Genomic DNA, 21,283 nt, shown 5'->3' with positions numbered 1-21,283 from the left:
GGGGCTCGTGGGGTGGCTCGTGGGGTGGCTCATCGGACGGTGACCTTTCGCTGCACGGCCTGGACGACGGGTGGTCCCTGGGGGACGAGGGCCGCCGTGAAGCACTGGGCCGTGGAGGTGTCGAGCAGTACGGGCGCGCCGTCGACGGTGACGCCGGTGTCGGAGCCGGTCCAGCGCACCGCGACGCACGGCATGGGCACCCGGTCGACGGTGTGCGGGCAGCCGGTGACGACGTAGCTGTGCGCGGCCGTGGCCACCGGACTTCCGTCGATGAACACGGTTCCGTCAGGTGTGGTTGCGGCGGTGGCTCGGCCGCCGTGCGGGCAGCTGATCACGGCGGCGGCGCCGAGCAGCCCCCCGGTTGTCCCGGACACTTCGAATCGTCCCCCGTCTTCTGCTAGCGCTTCGAGAGCACGGTCAACTGGCCCTCGTTGATGGTCACTTCACGTCCGCGCAGCACCACCTGGGCGCCCGCGCCGGTCGCGATGACCACTGCTTCCTCGGTGATACGGATGTACGCGCCGCCCTTGGCCTGGAGCAGGATCCCCTCCTCGGCGCCGGGCGTGTCGCTCATGACGAGCTTGTGCGCGAGCGGCGTCTGGACGACGACCGGCTTGTTCGGCACGTTCGCCCGCAACTCCCTGCGGGCGTCGGGCGGCAACTCCTCGGCGGCGCCCCACCAGCACCCGGTCCACACCGGGAAGCTCGGATCGCCCTGCTCGAACTCCACCCACACACCCGTCCCGGGCGGCGGTACGACGAACTGTCCCGACTCGGGCCCGGTGAACGGCAGGCAGGGCAGCGCCCACGTCGACGGCTCGTCGCCGAGGACGTCCGGGACCTCGACGGTGATACGGCCGATGCGCAGCGGGTCGTTGTTGTCCACGACCCGGCCGCGGTACTTGCCGAGGTAGCGATTGCTGGGTGCCGCCATGCTGGGGTGCTCCTGGTGGTGTTAGGGCCTGACGTAGTCGCTTCGCGCCTCGAGGCCTTCTCGGGAGAGCGTGAAGTTCTGCTGGAACGAGCCCGGCCGCAGGTTGTGCGTCACGGACTTGACGTAGTAGTCGCCGTCGTACGCCCGTCCCGCGCCGCGCACGCCGACGAGCTGGCGGGGCTGCAGGATGTAGCCGTGCCGGTTGACGTCGAGCGAGCCGGAGCCGGAGACGACGTCGGCGGAGATCGCGGCCCGGGCGAGCAGCTCGGCCTCGGCCTGCCCGCGTTGCTGCTTGGCGGTGCCGGACAGGGTGCGGCGCTTGAGGGCCGGGGTGGGGCGTTTGCCGAGGGGCGGGCGCAGTGGGCTGATCGGCGGCTGCGGCAGCAGGGTGGACAGCCTCGTGTCCGGGTCCTGCCAGCGGGCCTGCGGTTCCTCGCGGGCGGTGCCGTCGTAGGCGAACGTCAGCTGGTCGACGGTGGAGTTGGCGTCCAGGTTGACGTTGAGGGCGTGCTGGCGGATGCCGAGCCGGACCTCGGGGCCCCAGCGGGCGGACGACTGGCCGGGGGTGGGGCCGGGTTCGAGGTAGAAGGTGTACCCGTTGGCGTGCGCCAGCTCGGTGACGTACTGCAGGTCGGTGCCGGTCTGGTAGTGCACGCGGAGGTCCTGGTGCGGCGGCTGGGCCACCTTCTCCGTGTACACGTCGGGCCGGATGCCGTAGTCGGAGTAGCGGCGCAGAATGGCCAGGACCCGCTCGGAGGGCGGCAGGTTGGGGTAGCGGGCGGTGCGCTCCTCCAGGTCCATCAGGAGCGTGAGGTCCTCGCCGGTGACGGTGAGGGTGGAGTGGCCGGGCTGGTTGCTGGCGCCGACCTCCTGTCGTACGACCAGTCCGTCGAAGAGCACCTCGGTGGTGCCCTTGACGGTGACGGTGACGACGAGGCGGGTCTTGGGGTCGAAGAAGCCCTCGGGGAGCAGCCGCCGACTGATGATGCCGTTCTTGGTCATGTCGAAGGCCAGCTGGAAACCGCTGCGCTCCCCCGCCGTGGCGGTGATCTGGGCGGACAGCAGGGCCTCGGTGACCTCGGCCGGGACGGGCCGGACGAGCTGCGGCCCCATCTGGAGCGTGATGTGGACGGGGCCCTGCCCCACGGGCATGTCAAACACGCCGGTCCCCCCGCGGGAAGCCGCCGGCGCTCGGTATGTCGACGACCCGTCCGGCCTCGTCCGTCAACTCGCGTGGATCGAGTACCGGGTTGGCGTCGGCGATCTGCCACCACTGGCCGGGGTCGCCGAAGTACCGCTGGGCGAGGAGGTCGGGCCGGTCGCCGGCGGCGACGGTGTGCTGCTGCGTCTCCTGGTCGTCGTCGAGCGCAGGGAGCGGGGGCAGCAACCGCCGCTTGGTGTACCGGACCTCGGTCCCGTCGGCCTGCCGGTGGATGCCGATCTCCGCGTCGTGGTAGCGGCTGGTACGGGGGTAGGGGTGGGCGCCCGGTACGGAGTCGAAGGCGTTCTCGTAAGGTTCGATGCCGGTCATGCTGGGTTCAGCCCCTTCCACTCAGTACGCCGCTGCCGCCCAGCCCGAGGGCCCCGGCACTGCCGCCGCGCGCGGCGGCGGCGAGCTGTTCCTTCTGCGCGAGGTGCGCCATGTACAGGTCGGCGCCGCGGTGCCCGGCGGGCAGGTCGCTGACCGTGAGGATCTTCATGCCGATGCTGAGCGAGGCGCGGATGGGATTGAGGTTCACGTCGAAGGCGGACTCGTTGATGGAGAGCTCGGTCAGCCGCACGGGCATGACCCGCTTGCTCCCCCAGGTGAACAACGTCAGCGGCATCTCGATCGGGCTGATCTCGATGGTCCCCTTCTCCGCCAGCCGGCTCGCCGCGCGCAGCTGGGCGGTGGTCGGCTGGACGAGCATCTCCAGCGTCGCCAGCTGCGGATGGATCCCGTCGGGCGCGGCGATCTCGAACTGGTCGGTGGCGTCGATCTCGGCGGTGAACTTCCAGGTCTCCTGCGCGGGCCCCTTGAGCCGAAGCGCCTCGTTCCGGTCCCCGTTCCCGGCGCCACCACCACCGCCGTCACCACTGTCCCCGGCGGACTGCGGCGCCACGCTCCGCTCCAGGGTGTCCGGGTTGAACTGCAGCACGATGATGCGCTGCGGGGTGCCGGTGTCGGGGTTGACGACGACGATGCCGGAGCGGATGGGTTTGGGGATGTCGGCGTAGCGGGTCATGTTGTTTCCATTCCGGGGTCTGTCTGGGACGGCGAGTCCTCGGGTCCGGCGAGGTGGCGTTTCGCCTCTTCCAGGGCACGCAGAATGCGCTCCTGAATACGGGAGGGATTCGGCTCCCAGGAGGCTGTGACCTCATCGACGACGTTCATACGGGTCGCCAGGAAGTGATTCACGAGAACCGCGACAACTTCGGCCTGCACCCTTTCGTCACGTGTATGCGCGGCGCGCTCAAGAATTTCGCCGACCCTTTCGTCCCGCACGTACCGGAAGGCGCCCAACGCGTCGAGCCGATCCCGCGTTCCCCCGGATTCGTCGAGCAGGACCGCGCCGAGTGCCTCGACCAGGTTTTCGCTGAGGCTCTCCGAGGCCATCAGCGCACGCGCTGCCGCCTGCCCGGCGGCGTTCATGACCGACGGGGAAGGCCGGGTCCGCACGATCCCGGCGATGCGGTCGCAGTCGTCGGCCGCGGCAAGATGGGCGAGCACCAGCAGGGCACTGGCGTGGTTGAGGCCCGGCTCGTCCCCATCCTCCTCGTCGATCGGGTAGGGCGGCTCCGCCAGCACCCGACGGGCCACCTCCCGCACGGCACTGTCCTGTTCACCGTACGGATGGGACCCGCCGAACCTGGTGAGTGCCTCAGCCTGCTTGTATTGGTCGAGAGCCACTCCTACGGCCACCGGATCGCCACTGTGCAGCAGGGCGAGGAAATCGTCCGGTCCCCCCATTCCGGACGCCAGTTTCTCGCGGTGTTCGGCGAGTTGTGGGTCGGGAATGGAGTATTCCTGCCAATGGTAGGAGTCGAAGCCCATGGTGTCCCTCAATCCTCCAGCCGTTTGATCGCCTCGGCCGGAATTGTTCCGTGAATCAGGACCTCCTGGGTCCGTACCACATCCTGTAGGGCCTGACGTTGCGACGCCACCGGATTCGCCAGCCCGTAGAACTCCTGCTCGACGGCTCCAGTGAGGTCGTAGATCTGGGTGGGCGACACGTGCAGCAGATCGATGGTCACGAGCCCGTATTCACCGCCGAGCCGCACCCCTTGGGCATTCGTCAGGTTCTTGGCGTCTATTTTCGTGGTGGACGTGAACGGGGTCAGTTTCTCTCCGTTGGGGCCTGTGGGAGCGCCCTGCACATGGGCCATGATCGACTCGGGAGTCGCCGCCATCTGCGGAGCCGGGGCTGTTATTCCGCGCTTCTCCGGCCTCTTGTCCCGCTTGGCGAGGGCACGTTGCACATATCGGGGGACGAAGCTGCCCGACTCGCTCTTTACGTATTCACGCAGGGGAAACCGGGGGTCCTTGAAGACCGCTTGGTCCCCCTGGCGCTCCCCGGACTCCCGCAATGTGCTCTGGTCCTTGCGGAACTGTCCGATGTGGACGGTCTCGGCGTCCTGGTTCCCAGTCGCCGCACGGACGTAGTTCAGGAACACGGAGTCGGGGAACTCCCGGGCCACGACGTCGTTGAGGAGCGCCCGGTCCGGCTTCCAGTGGAGCTCCCCGAGCCGCGGCCCGGTCTGCCGGCCGGAGTTCTTCCTCTTCGTGGCCTGACGCTGCGACTGGTTGCTTTGCTGCGCCGCTGCCGCCTTCCGGTGCTTCGCCAGGATGGCGTCACCGATACGGGTACACAGCTCGACGATGTCCTTCAGTTGGTACTGCCCGGAGCCTACTTGGCCCTCTATCGCCTCCCGGATCTCCGTGACCACCTTGTCCTCGTGCTCGCCGAGCGCGAACGTCTCGAACTCGCCGGTCGTGGCCAGGCCTTGGGGATTCAGAGTCGCGATGACCCGGAAGTCCTCGGCGCCCACGGCCGACAGGTCCGTCAGCCGGTACCAGGCGCGCATCGCCCGCAGGACACCTCGGAAGGCAAGTTCGGGGGTGCGCTTCTCGAGAAGTGCCTCCAGCTTTGGCCGGATGCGCGCGATGATCTCCGCGAGCCGTTTGTCCTTCGACTCGGGTGAGTTCTCGTCCCTCTTCCGCCGGTCCTTGTCCGACCGGGACTTGGGCCTGCCAGGACCACTGCGGTCGTTACGCGTCCGGGGCCTGCCTCGGCCATTCTCGTCGGGTCCGCGCCTGCGCCGGCGCCCTCCGCCCTCTTCGGGCTTCGCCTTGGTCCTGCGGGGAGCGTCGTCGCGGTCGCTCTTCGGCCGGGCGGCGCCCTTGTCATTGGTGCGGTTGGGGTCGCGGCGCTTCGTCCGATCTGCGTCCCGGTCCGCGTCCTGGCCGGGACGGCGGCCCTGGGGGCCATCGCCACCGTCCCTGGAGCGCGTGGGGTCCTGATCGCCCTTCTGGCGGGTGGAGTCCCGGTCCGGCCCCGTACGGTCGTCGCCCCTTGGGCGCGTGGAGTCGCGGTCGTCCCTGGGGCGGTCCTGTCCCCGCCTGTCGTCCTGCGGCTTGGTCGGCGTGTCCGGCTCAGTCTTCGGCTTCGGGCGCGGCTCCGCCTTCGGCTTGGGTTTCGGCGTCGGGGTGGGCCTGGTGTCCGGCTTCTCGTCCTTGTCCTTCGGCTTGCCGCTCTTGTCCTTGGCCACGGGGGTCGTGGGTGTCTTCGTGTCGCCCGGGGTCCTGGGCATCTTGGGCGCGCTGTCCTTGGCCTTGCCCGACTCCGGTGCCGTCGTGGTCGGGCGTGCGGCCCTTGGCTGAGTGCTCAATCCCGGCTTCCTCGCGGCCCCTTCCTGGTCCTTCTTCGTTCCGCCCTTGTCATCCGAGCTCTCAGCCCCCGCCGCCTTACCCCCGCCCGGCTTCTCCCCCTTGCCCTTGCCCAGCCGCTCCGCCACGCCCCGCAGCCGCCGTCCCACCTTCGCCACGTACTTGCCGATGCCGGACAGGAGGGCCTCGTAGGCCAGTTCGAGGAGGGCGACGATGCCGGCCGCGATCGCCTTGGCGAACAGGATTCCGGCGCCGCCGCTGCGGACCGCCTTCAGCCAGTCGAGGACCGCGCCGAACGCGCGGAGGATCTCGCCCAGGGCGCCGATGGCGGTGCGGATGGCGTCGATGACCGCCATCACCCAGCCCGCGCCGGGGATCAGCTTGGCGATGACCTTCGTGATGACGATCTCGCCGATGATCAGGGGCAGTTGGGGGACGATGGCGTCCCAGGTCTCCTTGACGATTCGTTCGAGGGTGATGCCGCCCTTGATCAGCTTGTCCAGGATGGCCCTCGGGATGCCCAGGATCTCCTCGATCTTGGACTGGAACCAGTCCTTGACGGCCGCCTTCACCTCGCGGAAGAGGTGGTTCTTCGCGCCGTCCACGGCGGAGTTCTTGGCGCCGCTGAGCCAGCCGCCGGGGTCGGAGAGGAAGTCGACCGCGATCAGCATGAAGTCGCCGAGCGCGCTCAGCAGACCCGCCGCGAAGTCCATGATCGCCTTGACCGCCGCCACGACCGCCTCGACCGCGGCCAGCAGGGCCTTCTTCAGGAAGTCGAGGATGCTGCTGAGCAACCTGCCGATGGCGTTCAGCAGGTCGGTGATCGCTTGTTTCAGGGCCTGGGCCAGGCGGTTGACGAGGGCGATCGCCGCCGCGATCAGGTCCGTGATGAACTTGCGGATCCGGTTGGCCAGTTCGATGACCGCGCGGACCATCGCCTTCGCGAACTCGATCAGGTCCGTGATGAACTTCTTGATCGCGTCGACGATGTTCTTGCGGGCCTCGTTGATCCAGCGCTCGACCGTCTCCTTGAAGTTGCGGATGAAGCCGACCACCGCGTCCCGCGCGGCCCGGATCACCCGGACGATCGCGTTCTTGATCTCGATGACCTTCTGCTTGATCCACTCGAAGGCCTTCGTGATCCAGTTGCCGGACTCCTGGACCGAGGCGTCCTTCTTCTGCTCGGCCTCCCGTTCCGCCTTCTCGCCCTCGTCCTTGATCTTCTTGTCGCTGCCCTCCTTCTCCTTCTCGACGTTGTCGTCGGTCTGCTTCTCCTGGTCCTCGACGTCCTTGCGGACCTGATCGTGCCGGTCGGTCTTCTTGTCGCCGAGGCTCCTGAGCTCCTCGTCCTGCTGGGTGCGCCAGTCCTCGCGCTGGGCGGTGACCTCGCCCATCGCCTTCTCGCGCTCGCCCGCCTGCGTCTGTGTGTTCGCCGCGATCTCGGCGTCCACCTGCTGCTTGTGCTTGGCCTGGGCGCCCCGGAAGTCGCGGTCCTTGGCCTGCCGACCCTCCGAGATGCCCTTCTGGCCGTCGGAGAAGGCCGCCTGGAACTGCGGCCCGCGTTCGTGCTCGGCCACCTCGGACGCCGCCTCCGGAGGCACGGCACCCCCGGCGCCCGTGGCCCCGACACCCTCACCGCCACCGCCCTGGCCACCCGGCACCTGCGCGGTGAGCTGCTCCTTGGGTGCGTTGGGGTAGACCTGGTCCTCGCCCATCGCCCGGCCCGAGTCGTCCCGAGCCGTCGACACGGTCTCCTGACCCTTGGCGTCGACGTGCCCGCTCTGCTCCCCGGCCTTCTGATCGGCCGCACCCTGCATCTGCACGCCGGGCGCGTTGCCCGCCTGCGCCTGCTTCAGCGCCTCGTCCTTCGTCGGCAGCCCGGCGAACTTGGCCGCCAGTTCCTGCGCGTCCACCTCGAAGCCGAGCCAGCTCGCCACCTTGCCGATGCCGAAGCCCAGCGCCATCTTGAAGGTGTCCCAGCCGCCCGGCTCCTCGGCCTTCTCCGCCTCGATCTGGCCTTCGGGCTGTTTCGCGCCGGTGACCTCCGCGTTCTCGCGGTCCGGTTCCTGCGCCTGCTGGGCCGGATCCTGCGAGTACTGCGCCGGGGCGTCCGCCTTCGGCTTGCCCTGGAGGGTCTGCGGGGCGCCCGCCGGGCGTTCCATCGACGGAGGGGCGGCCGCCAGCGTCTTGTGCTCGTCACCGACCGAGCGGTCCACCGCGCCGCCCACGCCGCCCATGGCCTGAAGCGCCTTGTGCGGCTTCAGCTTGGCCGCGGTGGCGAGGCCCGCCTCGGGCGAGACGCCGGAGAGATCGGGGGCCGGGGCGGAGTCCTTCCTGCCCTTGCCGCGCGCGGCCGGGGCGGCTCCCGCTCCTCCACCCGTGGCACCGCCACCGCCGCGTGGTGTCCCGGCCGACGGGGCCTGCTCGGGCGCCGGTGCGCTCTCCGGTGCCGACTTCGGGGCGGCGGCCGGCCCTGCGGCGGGCGCGGGTGCGGGTGCGGACTTCGGTGCCGGTGCCGGGGCTTCCGTACGAGCACCGGATTCGGGTTCGGTGCGGGCCTCGGGTTCGCTACGAGGCTCAGGTGCGGGACGAGGCTCCGGTTCCGTCCGCTGCTCCTGCGCCGGAGCCGACCCCGCCGAACCCGCACCGGCGGACTCCGTGGCACCGGCACCGCCCGATCCGCCGCCCGCCGACTCCATCGCCCCGGCATCGGACTGTGCCGACTGCCCGCCCGCCGCCTGCTGGGACTCCTTCTCCGGAGCCGCCGGCGCCTTGTCGCCCGCCGCGGCGGTGCCCTTCTCCTCCTTGGCCGCGGACTCCTTGGCCTCGCTGCCGCCCTCGGACTTCGACTCCGCCTTGTTCGGCGCCTCCTGGACTGTGGTCTGGGCCGCGACCGGACCCGCCTTGGGGTCATCGCCGCTCTTGGGGTCCCTGGCACCGGTGGCGGGTACGGCCGGGGGCGCGGCGGCCCGCTCCACGGCGAGGCCGCCCGCCGCGCCGTCACTCTCCGGCCCGCCTTCGGTCTCCGGAGCCGAGGATTCGGCGTCCTCCGCCGCTTCCTCGGGCTCCGGTTCCGTCTCCGCCGCCGCCTCCTCGGCGTCCTCCGCCTCCCGCTCGGCCTGCACCTGGTCGGCCCTGGTGGGCGGCGGGGCAGGGAAGGAGGGCAGGGAAGGGGACCCGGACGACGACGGGTCCAGTTCGTCGACGGTCCGTACGCCGGAGACGTCGAGGTCCTCCTTCGGCAGGAAGTCCTCGGGCTGGAGCTTGATGTCCCAGGCGCTGGGTTCCTCTCCCCCGACCTCGACCTCCGACTCGCTGCCGGAGCCGAAGGGGTCGTCGTCGGTCTCCTCCTCCTGGCCTTCGAGGTCCTGGTTGCGTCTGCCGTCGAGCGTGCTGAACGCGCCCGGCAGCTGCGTGTCCTTGCCGGACACGGTCGGCGAGCCGGTCGGCTTCTGCCCGCCTCGTTTGTCCTGCGGCTTCATCTGCCGTCCGGCGACGGCGGCCTCCGCGGCGCCCGGGCGGTTCTTCGCCGCCGACTCCTCCTTGCTCGCGGCCGGCGTCTCCTGCCGCTCGGTCGCCTCCTGGCCCCCGGCCTCCTTCTTCTGCCCGGCCTGACCGCCCTTCTCCTGCCCGGCCTGACCGGCCTCCGAGCCTGCGGACTCCTTCTCGCCGGAGGCGCCATCAGAAGCGGGCGCCGAGGACGCCGGCTCCTGGGAACCCGCCCCCTCGCCCTCCGGAGCGGCCCCCTGCTCCCCCCGGTTCTGCGGAGTTCTCCCCCGCGCCCCCTCCTCCGGTACCCGCTCCTCCTCCGGTACCTGCTCCTTCTCCGGCCCGGGCGCCACGTCCGGCGCCCGCTCCTCCGCCCGCCGTTCCCCCGCGGCCCGGTCCGCGCGCTCCCGCTCGGCCCGTACCTCCTCGGCCAGGTCCGGTGCGAGCGCGGGCGCCTCGTGGGCGTCGCGTTCCAGGCCGTCGTCGGCGAAGTCGTCGTACGCCTCGATCTCGTCGACGAAGTCGAGCACCCGGTCGTGTTCGGAACCGAGCAGCCTGCTCTCCAGGCGCGTCAGGACCCCGTCGAGCAACTCCTCCGGCAGTCGGGCGAGTTGCTTGCGGGTGCGCTTGGACAGGTCCTCCGGGTCGCTGCGCAGCGAGCGCACGACGGAGTTGGTGAGCCGGTCGAGGAGGGTCGCCGGGTCGATGGCCTCGGTGCGGCTGCGGTCGGCGTCGACGGTGGCGTAGCGCAGCCAGCCCGGGGTGGCCTGGCCCTCCTCGACCTCGGGGGTCTGCCGGTTGCGTACGAGGTCCCGCGCCGCCGATTCAGCCTCGCGCTCGATCGACTGCTGCGGCAGGCTGACGGCGCCCAGTTCGCGCCCGGCGCGCAGGGCGCCGAGGCCGTGCGGGTTCTGCACGGTGTGCAGCAGCTCGTGGGCGAGCAGGCGGCGGCCCTCGTCCGTGCCGGGTTTGAAGGCGCCCTCGCGGAAGAAGACGTCCTGGCCGACGGCGACCGCGTCCGCGCCGAGCAGCTCCGTGAGCTGCCCGGCGTCCCGGCCGGTGTGCAGGCGGACGCGGCCCAGGTCGTGACCGAGCCGCTCCTCCAGGTCCCGCCGCACGCCGGGGTCGAGAGGCTGCCCGGCGCCGCTGACGATGTTCTTGGGTTCGGGGGTACGGGACTTGGCGGCCCGCTCCTTGCGTTTGCGGCGGCGCGCCTCGGCCGACTGTTCGGCGCGGGCGTCCTGGGTGCGGCCGTTGCTCACCGGCTCACCTCCCCGTGGCCGGACAGGCCTTCGTGGACCGCGCGGGCCAGTTCCTGGCCGAGGCGGCGTGCGGACAGTCCGGCGGGCAGGGGCGGCAGCCCGGTCAGGGCCTCGGCGGTCCAGGAGGCGTCGGCGGGGACGCCGTGCCGTTCGATGAGGCGGGTCAGTTCCTCGGCGAAGGCGGCGGACACCCGGTCGGGGTCCACCCGGAAGCCTTCGAGGGCCAGTTCGCCGATCTCGACGCGGATCTCGCGCGGTGTCACACCCATCCCCGGACCTCCGTCGGTGTCAGGGACCGCTCCAGCTTCAGGTACTCGGTGCGGGCCGCCGCGAGCATGTGCCGCATCTGGAGGCGGTCGCCCTCCTCGGCGGCGAGGAAGGCCCCGGACAGGGCGATGTTGCGGATCGAGCCGCCCGCGACGGTGAGCTGGGCGAGCAGGTCGCAGTCGATGTCCTTCACCGGGGCCTGCGGCGGCAGCACGCGCCGCCAGATCTCGGCGCGCTCGTGCTCGGCCGGGAAGGGGAAGTCGACGACGAAACGGATGCGGCGCAGGAAGGCGGTGTCGAGGGCCTTCTTCATGTTGGTGGTGAGGACGGCGAGGCCGCGGTAGGCCTCCATCCGCATCAGCAGATAGCTCACTTCGAGGTTGGCGTACCGGTCGTGGCTGTCCTTGACCTCGCTGCGCTTGCCGAACAGGGCGTCCGCCTCGTCGAAGAGCAGCAGCGCGCCGCCGCGTTCGGCGGCGTCGAAGACGCGGCGCAGGTTCTTCTCGGTCTCGCCGATGTACTTGCTGACCACCTGGGACAGGTCGATGACGAACAGGTCGAGGCCCAGCTCCTTCGCCATGACCTCGGCGGCCAGCGTCTTGCCGGTGCCCGAGCCGCCCGCGAACAGCGCGGTGACGCCGAGTCCGCGGCGCAGGGTGCCCGCGAAGCCCCATTCCTGGTGGACGGTCGGCCGCTGCCGCACGTGGGCGACGATCTCGCGCAGCACGGCGACCTGCCGCTCGTGCAGCACCAGGTCGTCCCACCCGGCGCGGGGTTCGATCCGCCGGCCCAGCCCGTCCATGCCGATGCGGGCCTCCTCCATGCCGGCCCGCCAGGCGAGGTGGGCGGCGTCCAGCTCGTCCTCGACGGGCAGGTCACGGCGTACCGTGGCGGCGGCGGTGCGGACGACGTGCGGTGGCAGCTGGAACTGGGCTACCAGGGACCGGAGTTCGCGTTCGTCCAGGTCGACGTCCTCGAACGCCTCGGTCCACAGGGCGAGTTGTTCGTCGTCGTCGAGCCGGGGGACCGTCACGCGGGCGCCGTGCGGGCGGTCGGAGCGCAGCGGGTCCTCGCTGGACACCACCACGGGTACGGCCGCCCCGGCCAGGAACGCCTCGGTCGCCGCCCGCTGGTCGCGGTCCAGTTCGCCCACCTCTACGAGGAGCGCGGCGGGCAGCAGGATCGCCTCGCGCTGCCACAGCCGGGCCAGCCGGTCCCGTCCGGCGGGGTCGGTGGGCAGGTCCTCGGCGCTCGTCGCGTACAGCCCGAGCCCGCACCGGCTCGCCGCCGCGGCCGCGATGTCGGCCCGGCTGCGCGCGTCGCCGCCGGTCACCTCGACGAGCGGCGGCACGTCCGGCGCCGGGGACGTCGTCCAGCCCGCGGCGACCCGGTTCGCGGCCAGGTCGTACGACGGCGGCAGCCGGTCGGGGACCGGGGCGCGCCGCAGCCGGCCGTGCAGCCGGGCGTCCAGATAGGGCGAGCCGAGCAGGAAGTGCAGGATGCGTTCGTCGAGCCGGAGCCGGGAGGTGGTGAGCCGGGTGTCGTCGTCCAGCTCGACGATCCGCCAGCGCCGCAGCGGCGCCACCGGTGTGAGCGCGCTCCAGTGCGGCTCGGCGAGGGCCGCCAGGGCGAGCGAGAAGGTGGGGTACGCCCGCTCCGGATCACCGCTGGCGGCGGCACACCGGGCGGCCGTCGTGGGCTCCAGCTCCTGGGCGGCGGCGAGCAGGACGAGGTCGCGCTCGAAGGGGGTGAGCCCGAAGCAGGTGACGAGGGCGTCGAGGGGGGCGGTGGGCTGTCGTACGGGGTCGAGGGCGGCGGCTTCGGTGTGTTCCGCTTCCGGCTCGACGGTGCGCGCCGCGTGGGCGTCGACGCGGGCGAGGACGCGACGGATCTCCTCGGCCAGCGCGGCGGCGTCACCGCCGGTGGCCGCCGTGTCGTGCGTGCCCATGTCCTCACCTGCCCCCGTGGTTCCCATCTCGCCTCAGCTCTCCGTGCCTCTCCGGGGTTCCGACTGCGCCGACTTGCTCGCCCGGGTGGTCTTGCGGGCGCGTGCCGGAGCCTTGGCCACGGTCTTCGCCGGGGCCTTCGCGGTCTTCTTGGCACCACTCGCCGGAGCGGGCTCCTCGGCCGTCGGCTCCCCGGCAGGCGGAGGCTCCTCAGCCCTCGGCTCCGCCCCCGGAGGGACCGGCGCCCCCGGCGCCCCGAACGGCAGCACCCGCACATCCGCCCGCTCCACCGGCTTGCGCGGCGCCGGAATCTCCCGGCCGTCGATGAGGACCAGCGCCGCCTGGTAGACCACGGACAGCGCGTACGGCGTCTGGTGGAGCATCCCCCACAGCTTCGACGTCTCGTCGATGTCCATCACGGTCGGCGTGAACCGCACCCGCTGCGCCGCCTCGGCGAGGTCGCTGCCCGCCAACCAGGGCTTCTCACCGGCGATTTCGATGATGTCCTTGGGCAGGATCGGGATCTCGTGCAGCGTGCGCACCACGGAGCCGATCAGCCGCTGTCCGACGAGTTCGTTCTCGTCGCCGTACGCGCTGATCAGGTAGTGCAGGTCGAGCGCGGCGGCCGGCCGCTTGACCAGCGTGCCGTCGCCCGCGCGGGTCGGCAGGTCGTTGTTGCGCTGCGAGACGTTGGGCGTGACCTGGTAGAGGAAGACCGAGATGGTGGGCTGGTCGACCGACGGCTCGGCCGGTGGTCTGCGGGCCTCGACCTTCACCCCCAGGTCGGTCTCGGGCCCGATGTTGTTCTCGATCAGCAGGGCGAGGGCCTGGGTCACATGGGCGATGGCAAGTGCGTTGCTCATGACGTCGGTTCCTCGGTCCCTCTCGTCCTCGTCCTCGTCGTCGTCCTGGTCCTGGCTGTGCCGCTCATTCACGCCCCCGAGCCAGGTACTCGGCGAGGCTCACCGTCGCCCCCGGCCGCCGGGTCGCGGGCGTGTGCTGCCGGTTGCCGTCGGACGGCCCCGCCGCCGTCACTTCCAGCCGCCCGATCTGCACCTGCACGACCTTCTCGGGCGCCCGCCCGGACCGCCGGGCCGCGGCCTGCCGGACGGCGTCCCGGGCCGCCGCCGTGTCCGCGGCCCGGGGGCGCGCGGCGCCCGGCGGGGCGGGGATGGCGGCGTCCGCGCCCGGGGGGATGGGCGCGGACGCCGCGGTCGGGTGGGCGGCCGGCTCGGGCCGCCCCGACGCGCGCCGGCCGGTGTCCGGGACCGGCCGGGGGCCGGTGACCGGCGCCGCCACGGGCCGTAGCAGCGGCAGTTCGGCCACGGCGGGCCGATGCGCCTGCGGCGCCGGCTCGCCGACGAGCCGCTCGGTGTGTACGACGGTCCGCTCCCGTTCCGGATGGGGTCGTGCCGCCTCGGCGGCCGGACCGGGGCGCGGGACGTCCCGGCGCGGCGCGGTGGACGGTGTCGAGGTGGGCCACAGCGGGCCGGTGTCCTCGTCGGTGTCCCGCGCCCGGGCCCGTACCGCCTCGACGCGTTCGAACGGGCCGGGCAGCCGGGGCCGTACCCGCGCGACGCCCGGACGCTCAGCGGTGGCGGCCGGGGCGTGCCGGGCGATCAGCCGGTCCAGGAAGTCGGTCGCCCCGGAGCCGGAGGTGGAGTCAGACATCGGCGCACATCTCCAGGTAGTAGCGGCGCCGCAGCGGGCTGAGCGCCAGGATCTCCGGCTCGCTCCAGCCGTAGGCGGTGGCGAGCAGATGGACGTCGAGGAGCAGGTCCCGTGCCCAGGAGTCCAGTTCGGTCCACAGGTAGGAGGCGATGTCCAGCTCCGCCCGGGTGGCCCGCGCGCACTCGGGGCAGGCCACGTTGAGCGTCACGTCGGCCCCCGGGTCGGCGGCCTCGACCGCCGCGGCGATCCGGCGCTGCACGGGCCCGGGCAGGGCGTCCGCGCCGACGGACGTCCCGTCGTGCGCCGCCGAGACCAGGCACCGCGCGAGCAGCGCCCCGCGCGGGTCCTCGGTGTGGGCGGCCGCGGTGAGGTCGGCGACGCCGGGCAGCCGGAACTCGACCTCCCAGCCGTCGTGCGCGACCCGTACGACGGACTGACCGCGCACCCCGACCGACCGGGCGAACTCCCCGGCGTCCAGGTCGAACTCCATGTCCGCGCCGCACCCGGCACAGTCCAGCCGTACCTGCATGCGTTCGCCGAACAGCGCCCGGCGCAGCGCGAACAGGTCCGCCTCGCGCTCGCCCACCGGGAGGGCGGGCAGCGCCCGGGCGTCGAGGTCCGGGCGCGCGGTGCCGTGCAGCAGCAGCGCGCGCCCGGCGGGTGCCTCGGTGAGTCCCGCCTCCCAGGTGGCCAGCAGGTCGGCCGCACCGGCCATCAGGTCCCCCACTGTCCGTCGGCTCAGGCCGGGTTGAGGAAGGAGGGCTCGGTCGGCTCGGGCACCTCGTAGTCCCGCTCCCAGCCCTCGCACTCCAGCTTCAGCGACTGGATGGCCACCGCGTTGGCGTTGGCGTCGAGCTCGCCGAGCACCTGGTACTCGCTGGGCCAGGTCCGGTACAGCTTGTGCGAGACGGCGACCTGGCCGGCCTCGTTGAGGACCTGGATGACGATGTCCTTGCGGAAGTCCGCGAGGGACACCTCGGAGCCGAGGCCCGCTCCGACCTGCCAGACCTTGTTGGCCCATCGGTCGAACTCGGGGTCGTGGGTGACCCCGCGCTCCAGGGTGATGCCCTCGAACTCGGAGCGGCCCGGCGACTTGCGCGGGGAGGAGGGGTCGCCGCCGTGCCGGTGCTTGACGACCTCGGTGGTCCGCTTCAGCGGACTGATCTTGCTGATGCCCGCGACCGTACGGCCGTCCCACAGGACGAGGAACTTGAAGTTCTTGTACGGGTCGAAACGATGGGCGTTGACCGTGAACTCAGCCATCGGTAAATGTCCTCGGTATTCCTGGGGCCGCGACTAGAGCGCGAACTGCCCGGACGTCTGCTGGATCCTGACGATCACGAACTCGGCCGGCCGGACCGGCGCGATACCCACCAGGACGTTGACGACACCGTTCGCGATGTCCTCGGCGGTGGTGGTCTCGTGGTCGCACTTGACGAAGTAGGCCTCGCGCGGGGTGCTGCCCTTGAAGGCGCCCTGGCGGAAGAGGGTGTGCAGATACGAGGAGGCGCTGAGCCGGATCTGCTGCCACAGGCTCTCGTCGTTGGGCTCGAACACGACCCACTGCAGGCCGCGTTGCAGGCTCTCCTCCACATGCAGCGCGAGCCGCCGCACCGGCACGTACTTCCACTCGCTGTCGAGGGCGTCGGAGCCGTCCAGCGTGCGCGCGCCCCACACCAGCGGGCCGGTGAGCGGGAAGGTGCGCAGGCAGTTGACGCCGAGCGGGTTGAGCAGCCCGGTCTCACGGTCGGTGAGGTCGACGGTGAGCGAGTGCACGCCCACGAGCCGTGCCTCGGTGCCGGCCGGGGCCTTCCACACGCCGCGCTCGGAGTCGGTGCGCGCGATGACGCCGGCGATCGCGCCGGACGGCGGGAAGGCGCGCAGTCGCCCGGTGAGCGGGTCGGTGAGCTGGATGTGCGGGAAGTACAGACCGGCGTGGTTGCCGCGCACCGCGTCGAAGGCGGCGACGCCGGCCCGGGCCGTGTCCACGCTCACCCAGGTGCTGGGCGCGTCGACGAGGAGGAAGATCCGCCGCTCCTGGCACAGCCGCTGGGCCGCCGAGACGACGGTGAGCATGTCCTCGGTCTTCTCGTACGAGGCCAGCTCGGGCAGCGACAGCAGGTTGACGTCGGCCACCTGGCGCAGGGCGTGGATGCCGGTCTTGTCGCCCTCGGAGCCGATGAGGTCGCGCGGGCCGGGGGCCGCGCCGTCCTCGCCGCCCTCCAGCGGGAAGACGGGCGGGTTGACGGAGGCCTCCAGGCCGAGGTCGTTGGCGCACTCGCCGAGGAAGCGCACGACGTCCTCGGGGTCGGTGGAGCCGGCCACGACCTGGATGCGCCGCCCGAAGGGGGTGACCTCGGCGCCCGCGAAGGCGTGCTTGCCGGGCGCGTCGGGCAGTGCCCGCAGCTTGCGCTCCAGCAGCAGCGCCAGCTCGGCCACCGAGCACGGGGCCTCGCCGTCGCACTCGGGGTCGTAGAGGCGGAACTCGCGCTCCACGTCGCCGATCTTGACGGTGAGGTCGACCTCCAGGTTCGGCAGCTCGTCGCCGAACGGCTTGGAGACGGTGCCGGACGGGTCGGGGCGGCCCTCGCCGACGGCCTCGACGCGGATGAGGCGCGAGCCGGCGTTGATCACGGTGGGCGCGTAGCGGCCGTGACCGGAGTCCATGGACAGGCCGGTGAAGGTCTCGCGGGCGTCGCCCTTGGCGTCGTACACCCGCAGGTTGAAGGTCTCGTCGGGGCGCGGGGTGTCGTAGTCGACGGCGACGCGCAGTCCGTTGCCCCACACGCCGGGTTCCTTGGCGTGGACTTCGAGGACGCGGCTCTCGCTGTGGCCCTCGGTGGACTCCAGGACGACGCAGGCGGCCTTGCCGCTGCCGGCCTTGGCGACCCGGACGATCACGGCGACGCCACCGCCGCCCGCGAAGAACTGGTGCACCGCGTAGGCGACGGCGCTCTGCGAGCCGAGACCCCCGAAGCGGCGCTCGAACTCGGCGAAGCCGGTGACCCGCACCGGTTCGTTGAGAGGACCGCGCCGGGTGTGACCGACGAACGCGGTCACCGACGTGGTCACGGCGGAGATGGTGCGGGTACTGCTGGGAAGCTCTTCGACGTAGACACCGGGATACGTCGGCCGGGCGGGGCCTACTGCGTTCGTCGGCATTCCCCCTCCAATCCCTTCTCGGGCACCGGACGAAGGCACCAAGAGATGACAGAGGGAGACTTTCCGGACCAGTGCGCAAAACGCCACCCACATGGGCGGCTGTGGTCACGCGCACCGCACCAGTTCCCCCGTCGGTACCCCGGGCGGTCGGTCACCCCGGGCCAAGCGCACGCTTGTGACTCTTGATGCTCAAGTGCTCAATCCACCTTGGTGAGTGGGGAGTTGCCCGAACAAGACGTGTTCACGCCAGGTCTGGGGGAGGTTCCATGAAGGACGGCGAACATGACTCGCACACGATGTGCGCGTGTCGGGACAGCTGATCCACACAACCCACACAGTCCGTGGTGCAGCAGAATGGAGCGCATGTCCCGACGCACCGGCGGATCCCGCCGCCCTCGCCCCTCCACCCCGGCGCACAACCCGGAATGCCCGTGCGGTCTTGCGGAGACATACGACATGTGCTGTGGCCGAATTCATCGGGGTGAGGCCGCCGCACCGACCGCCGAGGCGCTGATGCGCTCGCGCTACAGCGCTTTCGTCCGGCGCGACGAGGGGTACCTGCTGCGGACCTGGCATCCGCGCACGCGTCCGACGCACCTCGACCTGGACCCCGGGATGCGCTGGACGGGACTGGAGATCCTCGGCACGACCGACGGGTCCGCGTTCCACAGCACGGGGACGGTGACGTTCCGGGCGTCCTTCAAGGGCGGCACGCTGCACGAGCGCAGCCGGTTCGAGCGCGTCGACGGGGCATGGGTGTACGTCGACGGCGACTTCCTCGACTGAGGGGCAGCGCTACGGCGCGAGGATGTCCAGCTCCTGGAGCGCGCCGATCGTGATCTCCCGGGTCAGCCGTTCCGCCCGCTCCGCGTCGCGCTCACGCACCGCCTCCGCGACCTGGACGTGCAGGGTGACGGCGGCCGGGTCGGGGTCTTCGAACATGACGTCGTGATGGGTGCGGCCCGCGAGGACCTCGGCGACGACGTCACCGAGGCGGGCGAACATCTCGTTGCCGGAGGCGTTCAGGATCACGCGGTGGAAGGCCACGTCGTGGAAGAGGTAGCCGTCCAGCTGGTGTCCGCGGGAGTTGGCGACCATGCCCAGGGCGCATTCGGTGAGTTCCGCGCACTGCTCGGCCGTGGCGTTCTTCGCGGCGAGCCCCGCGGCGATCGGCTCGACGGCCGAGCGCAGCACCGTGAGGGAGCGCAGTTGCCGCGGGCGGTCGGTGCCGGCCAGTCGCCAGCGGATGACCTGCGGGTCGTACACATTCCACTCGGACTTGGCGCGGACCGTGACGCCCACTCGGCGCCGGGACTCGACCAGGTGCATCGACTCCAGCACCCGCACCGCCTCGCGCATCACGGAACGTGACACATCGAAACGCTGCGCCAGTTCGTCCGTGCGCAACACGCTGCCCGGGGGGTACTCGCCCGCCGTGATCTCGGGGCCGAGGGTGTCCAGTACGCGGCCGTGCAGCCCCCGGCCCATCGTGCTCATGCACACAGCGTACGGGGTGGATCACGGACGCAAAAAGTCAGACTTATTCGTCACAGAGTCTTGAATTCGTCGTACCTAAAAGGTTTCATTTGGCCGACGTCGGATGCGACGTCGTATGTCGAGGAAGACAGCGAGGCAGTCATGCGTACCCCCCACGTCGTCGTGGTGATGGGCGTCGCGGGCACGGGCAAGACCACGATCGGTCCGCTGCTCGCCGCCCGGCTCGGCGTTCCCTACGCCGAGGGCGACGACTTCCACCCGCAGGCCAACATCGCCAAGATGTCGGCCGGCATCCCGCTCGACGACGAGGACCGGTGGCCGTGGCTGGACGCCATCGGCGCCTGGGCTCACGAGCGGACCGGGCTGGGCGGGGTGGTCAGCAGCTCGGCGCTGAAGCGGTCGTACCGCGACCGGCTCAGGGCCGCCGCACCCGGGATCGCGTTCGTGCACCTCACGGGCGACCGGGAGCTCATCGAGAACCGGATGGCGCAGCGGCAGGGCCACTTCATGCCGACCGCGCTGCTGGACTCGCAGTTCGCCACGCTGCAGCCGCTCCAGGCGGACGAGACCGGAGTCGCGGTCGACGTCGCCGGCACCCCCGAGGAGATCACCGCCCGCGCGGTGGCCGCGCTGGACGCCATGGAGCCGACGTCGCCCTCGGCGTCGTAACCCCCACCCCCCACTCCCTCCCCATCCCCACCCACCTGCAAGGGAACCCCCGTGACCAGACTCAGCGCCGAGATGCTGGCGGCGGATCCCGTCGAGCCGATCACCTCGGCGGGACACGCTCAACTGGGCATCGCGGTACTGGCGGGCATCGCCGTCATCGTCCTGCTCATCACCAAGTTCAAGCTGCACGCCTTCCTGGCGCTGACCATCGGGTCACTGGCGCTGGGAGCCTTCGCCGGGGCGCCCCTCGACAAGGTCATCACCAGCTTCACCACCGGACTCGGCTCCACGGTGGCCGGCGTGGGCGTGCTGATCGCGCTGGGCGCGATCCTCGGCAAGATGCTCGCCGACTCGGGCGGCGCCGACCAGGTCGTCGACACCATCCTCGCCAAGGCGGGCGGGCGTTCGATGCCGTGGGCGATGGTGCTCATCGCCTCGGTGATCGGTCTGCCGCTGTTCTTCGAGGTCGGCGTCGTGCTGCTGATCCCGGTCGTGCTGATGGTCGCCAAGCGCGGCAACTACTCCCTGATGCGGATCGGCATCCCCGCGCTCGCCGGCCTGTCCGTGATGCACGGCCTGGTCCCGCCGCACCCCGGCCCGCTGGTCGCGATCGACGCGGTGCAGGCCGACCTCGGCGTGACGCTGGCGCTCGGCGTGCTGGTCGCCATCCCGACGGTGATCATCGCCGGCCCGCTGTTCTCCCGGTACGCGGCCCGCTGGGTTGACGTCCCGGCCCCGGACGGCATGATCCCGCAGCGCGCCTCCGAGGAGCTGGAGAAGCGCCCCGGGTTCGGCGCCACGCTGATCACCATCCTGCTGCCGGTCATCCTGATGCTGGCCAAGGCGCTCGTCGACATCGTGATCGACGACCCCGAGAACACCGTCCAGCGTGTCTTCGACGTCATCGGCTCCCCGATGATCGCGCTGCTGGCCGCCGTACTGCTCGGCATCTTCACGCTGCTGCGGCCCGCCGGGTTCGCCAAGGAGCGGGTCTCGCAGCTGGTCGAGAAGGGTCTCGCGCCCATCGCGGGCATCCTGCTCATCGTCGGCGCGGGCGGCGGCTTCAAGCAGACCCTGATCGACTCCGGGGTGGGCCAGATGGTCCTGGAGATCTCCGAGGACTGGTCGATCCCGGCCCTGCTGCTGGCCTGGCTGATCGCGGTGGCGATCCGGCTGGCGACCGGTTCGGCGACCGTGGCGACCGTCTCTGCGGCCGGTCTGGTCGCGCCGCTCGCGGTCGGCATGTCGACCACGGAGACCGCTCTGCTGGTGCTGGCCATCGGCGCCGGTTCGCTCTTCTTCAGCCATGTCAACGACGCCGGATTCTGGCTGGTGAAGGAGTACTTCGGGCTCACCGTCGGCCAGACGGTCAAGACCTGGTCCGTGATGGAGACGATCATCTCGGTGGTCGCGGGCGCCTTGGTCCTCCTGTTGTCCTTGGTCATATAGGCGGACGGTCCTGCAAGGTGCTGCTGGGCTGCGTCGACCAGACGCGCCGAAGGGAGTACTCCCGTCCGTC

At 71.4% G+C, this 21,283-nt stretch carries 18 protein-coding genes; 3 read left to right on the top strand and 15 right to left on the bottom strand.

The features are described from left to right. Positions 1 to 29: 29 nt before the first annotated feature. From I2W78_RS32965 to I2W78_RS32900, 14 genes are all read right to left on the bottom strand, one after another. The gene (locus tag I2W78_RS32965) at positions 30 to 374 is read right to left on the bottom strand and encodes a hypothetical protein (RefSeq protein ID WP_196463902.1); all 345 of its coding nucleotides are present in this window, start codon (positions 372 to 374) and stop codon (positions 30 to 32) included. Positions 375 to 397: 23 nt separating this feature from the next. Continuing rightward, positions 398 to 934, bottom strand: coding sequence for a phage baseplate assembly protein V (locus tag I2W78_RS32960; RefSeq protein ID WP_196463901.1), 537 nt, complete (start codon positions 932 to 934; stop codon positions 398 to 400). A 21-nt stretch (positions 935 to 955) separates the two neighbouring features. Next, complete coding sequence (locus I2W78_RS32955) at positions 956 to 2,095, bottom strand: hypothetical protein (protein WP_196463900.1); 1,140 nt, start codon at positions 2,093 to 2,095, stop codon at positions 956 to 958. Further along, the gene (locus I2W78_RS32950; protein WP_196463899.1) at positions 2,088 to 2,465 is read right to left on the bottom strand and encodes a hypothetical protein; all 378 of its coding nucleotides are present in this window, start codon (positions 2,463 to 2,465) and stop codon (positions 2,088 to 2,090) included. The genes I2W78_RS32955 and I2W78_RS32950 overlap by 8 nt, the downstream gene beginning before the upstream one ends. A gap of 7 nt (positions 2,466 to 2,472) precedes the next feature. Continuing rightward, positions 2,473 to 3,159 (bottom strand): hypothetical protein, encoded by a 687-nt coding sequence (locus I2W78_RS32945; RefSeq protein ID WP_196463898.1) that lies wholly within the window; start codon positions 3,157 to 3,159, stop codon positions 2,473 to 2,475. After that, positions 3,156 to 3,968: a hypothetical protein gene (locus tag I2W78_RS32940; RefSeq protein ID WP_196463897.1), complete on the bottom strand. Its 813-nt coding sequence runs from the start codon at positions 3,966 to 3,968 to the stop codon at positions 3,156 to 3,158. Before I2W78_RS32940 ends, I2W78_RS32945 begins: the two co-directional genes overlap by 4 nt. An 8-nt stretch (positions 3,969 to 3,976) precedes the next feature. Then, positions 3,977 to 10,552 carry an eCIS core domain-containing protein gene (locus tag I2W78_RS32935; protein ID WP_196463896.1) on the bottom strand — a complete coding sequence of 2,192 codons (6,576 nt, stop codon included), beginning with the start codon at positions 10,550 to 10,552 and terminating at the stop codon, positions 3,977 to 3,979. Then, positions 10,549 to 10,821, bottom strand: a complete 273-nt coding sequence (locus I2W78_RS32930; RefSeq protein ID WP_196463895.1) for a hypothetical protein — start codon at positions 10,819 to 10,821, stop codon at positions 10,549 to 10,551. Before I2W78_RS32930 ends, I2W78_RS32935 begins: the two co-directional genes overlap by 4 nt. Beyond that, positions 10,812 to 12,767, bottom strand: coding sequence for an AAA family ATPase (locus tag I2W78_RS32925; RefSeq protein ID WP_196463894.1), 1,956 nt, complete (start codon positions 12,765 to 12,767; stop codon positions 10,812 to 10,814). Before I2W78_RS32925 ends, I2W78_RS32930 begins: the two co-directional genes overlap by 10 nt. A gap of 33 nt (positions 12,768 to 12,800) precedes the next feature. Beyond that, positions 12,801 to 13,628, bottom strand: coding sequence for a DUF4255 domain-containing protein (locus I2W78_RS32920; protein ID WP_196463893.1), 828 nt, complete (start codon positions 13,626 to 13,628; stop codon positions 12,801 to 12,803). Positions 13,629 to 13,692: 64 nt separating this feature from the next. Beyond that, the gene (locus I2W78_RS32915; protein ID WP_196463892.1) at positions 13,693 to 14,436 is read right to left on the bottom strand and encodes a hypothetical protein; all 744 of its coding nucleotides are present in this window, start codon (positions 14,434 to 14,436) and stop codon (positions 13,693 to 13,695) included. Continuing rightward, complete coding sequence (locus tag I2W78_RS32910; protein ID WP_196463891.1) at positions 14,429 to 15,151, bottom strand: T4 family baseplate hub assembly chaperone; 723 nt, start codon at positions 15,149 to 15,151, stop codon at positions 14,429 to 14,431. Before I2W78_RS32910 ends, I2W78_RS32915 begins: the two co-directional genes overlap by 8 nt. 23 nt (positions 15,152 to 15,174) lie before the next feature. Continuing rightward, entirely contained in the window at positions 15,175 to 15,699 is a 525-nt protein-coding gene (locus I2W78_RS32905) for a phage tail protein (protein ID WP_141309194.1), read from the bottom strand. 33 nt (positions 15,700 to 15,732) lie between these two features. Further along, positions 15,733 to 17,598 carry a phage tail sheath C-terminal domain-containing protein gene (locus I2W78_RS32900; RefSeq protein WP_196463890.1) on the bottom strand — a complete coding sequence of 622 codons (1,866 nt, stop codon included), beginning with the start codon at positions 17,596 to 17,598 and terminating at the stop codon, positions 15,733 to 15,735. A 363-nt stretch (positions 17,599 to 17,961) separates the two neighbouring features. Between I2W78_RS32900 and I2W78_RS32895 the strand changes: the two genes are divergently transcribed. Next, positions 17,962 to 18,384, top strand: coding sequence for a YchJ family protein (locus tag I2W78_RS32895; protein WP_230885668.1), 423 nt, complete (start codon positions 17,962 to 17,964; stop codon positions 18,382 to 18,384). Positions 18,385 to 18,393: 9 nt separating this feature from the next. Here the strand turns inward: I2W78_RS32895 and I2W78_RS32890 are convergent, their stop codons facing one another. Beyond that, positions 18,394 to 19,095 carry a FadR/GntR family transcriptional regulator gene (locus I2W78_RS32890; protein WP_196463888.1) on the bottom strand — a complete coding sequence of 234 codons (702 nt, stop codon included), beginning with the start codon at positions 19,093 to 19,095 and terminating at the stop codon, positions 18,394 to 18,396. 141 nt (positions 19,096 to 19,236) lie between these two features. Between I2W78_RS32890 and I2W78_RS32885 the strand changes: the two genes are divergently transcribed. Further along, positions 19,237 to 19,764, top strand: coding sequence for a gluconokinase (locus tag I2W78_RS32885; protein WP_196463887.1), 528 nt, complete (start codon positions 19,237 to 19,239; stop codon positions 19,762 to 19,764). A 51-nt stretch (positions 19,765 to 19,815) separates the two neighbouring features. Then, positions 19,816 to 21,213: a GntP family permease gene (locus tag I2W78_RS32880; protein WP_196463886.1), complete on the top strand. Its 1,398-nt coding sequence runs from the start codon at positions 19,816 to 19,818 to the stop codon at positions 21,211 to 21,213. Positions 21,214 to 21,283 lie beyond the last annotated feature (70 nt).

This window comes from Streptomyces spinoverrucosus (assembly GCF_015712165.1).
Lineage (GTDB): Bacteria > Actinomycetota > Actinomycetes > Streptomycetales > Streptomycetaceae > Streptomyces > Streptomyces spinoverrucosus_A.
This window is presented reverse-complemented; position numbering and strand designations above follow the sequence as displayed.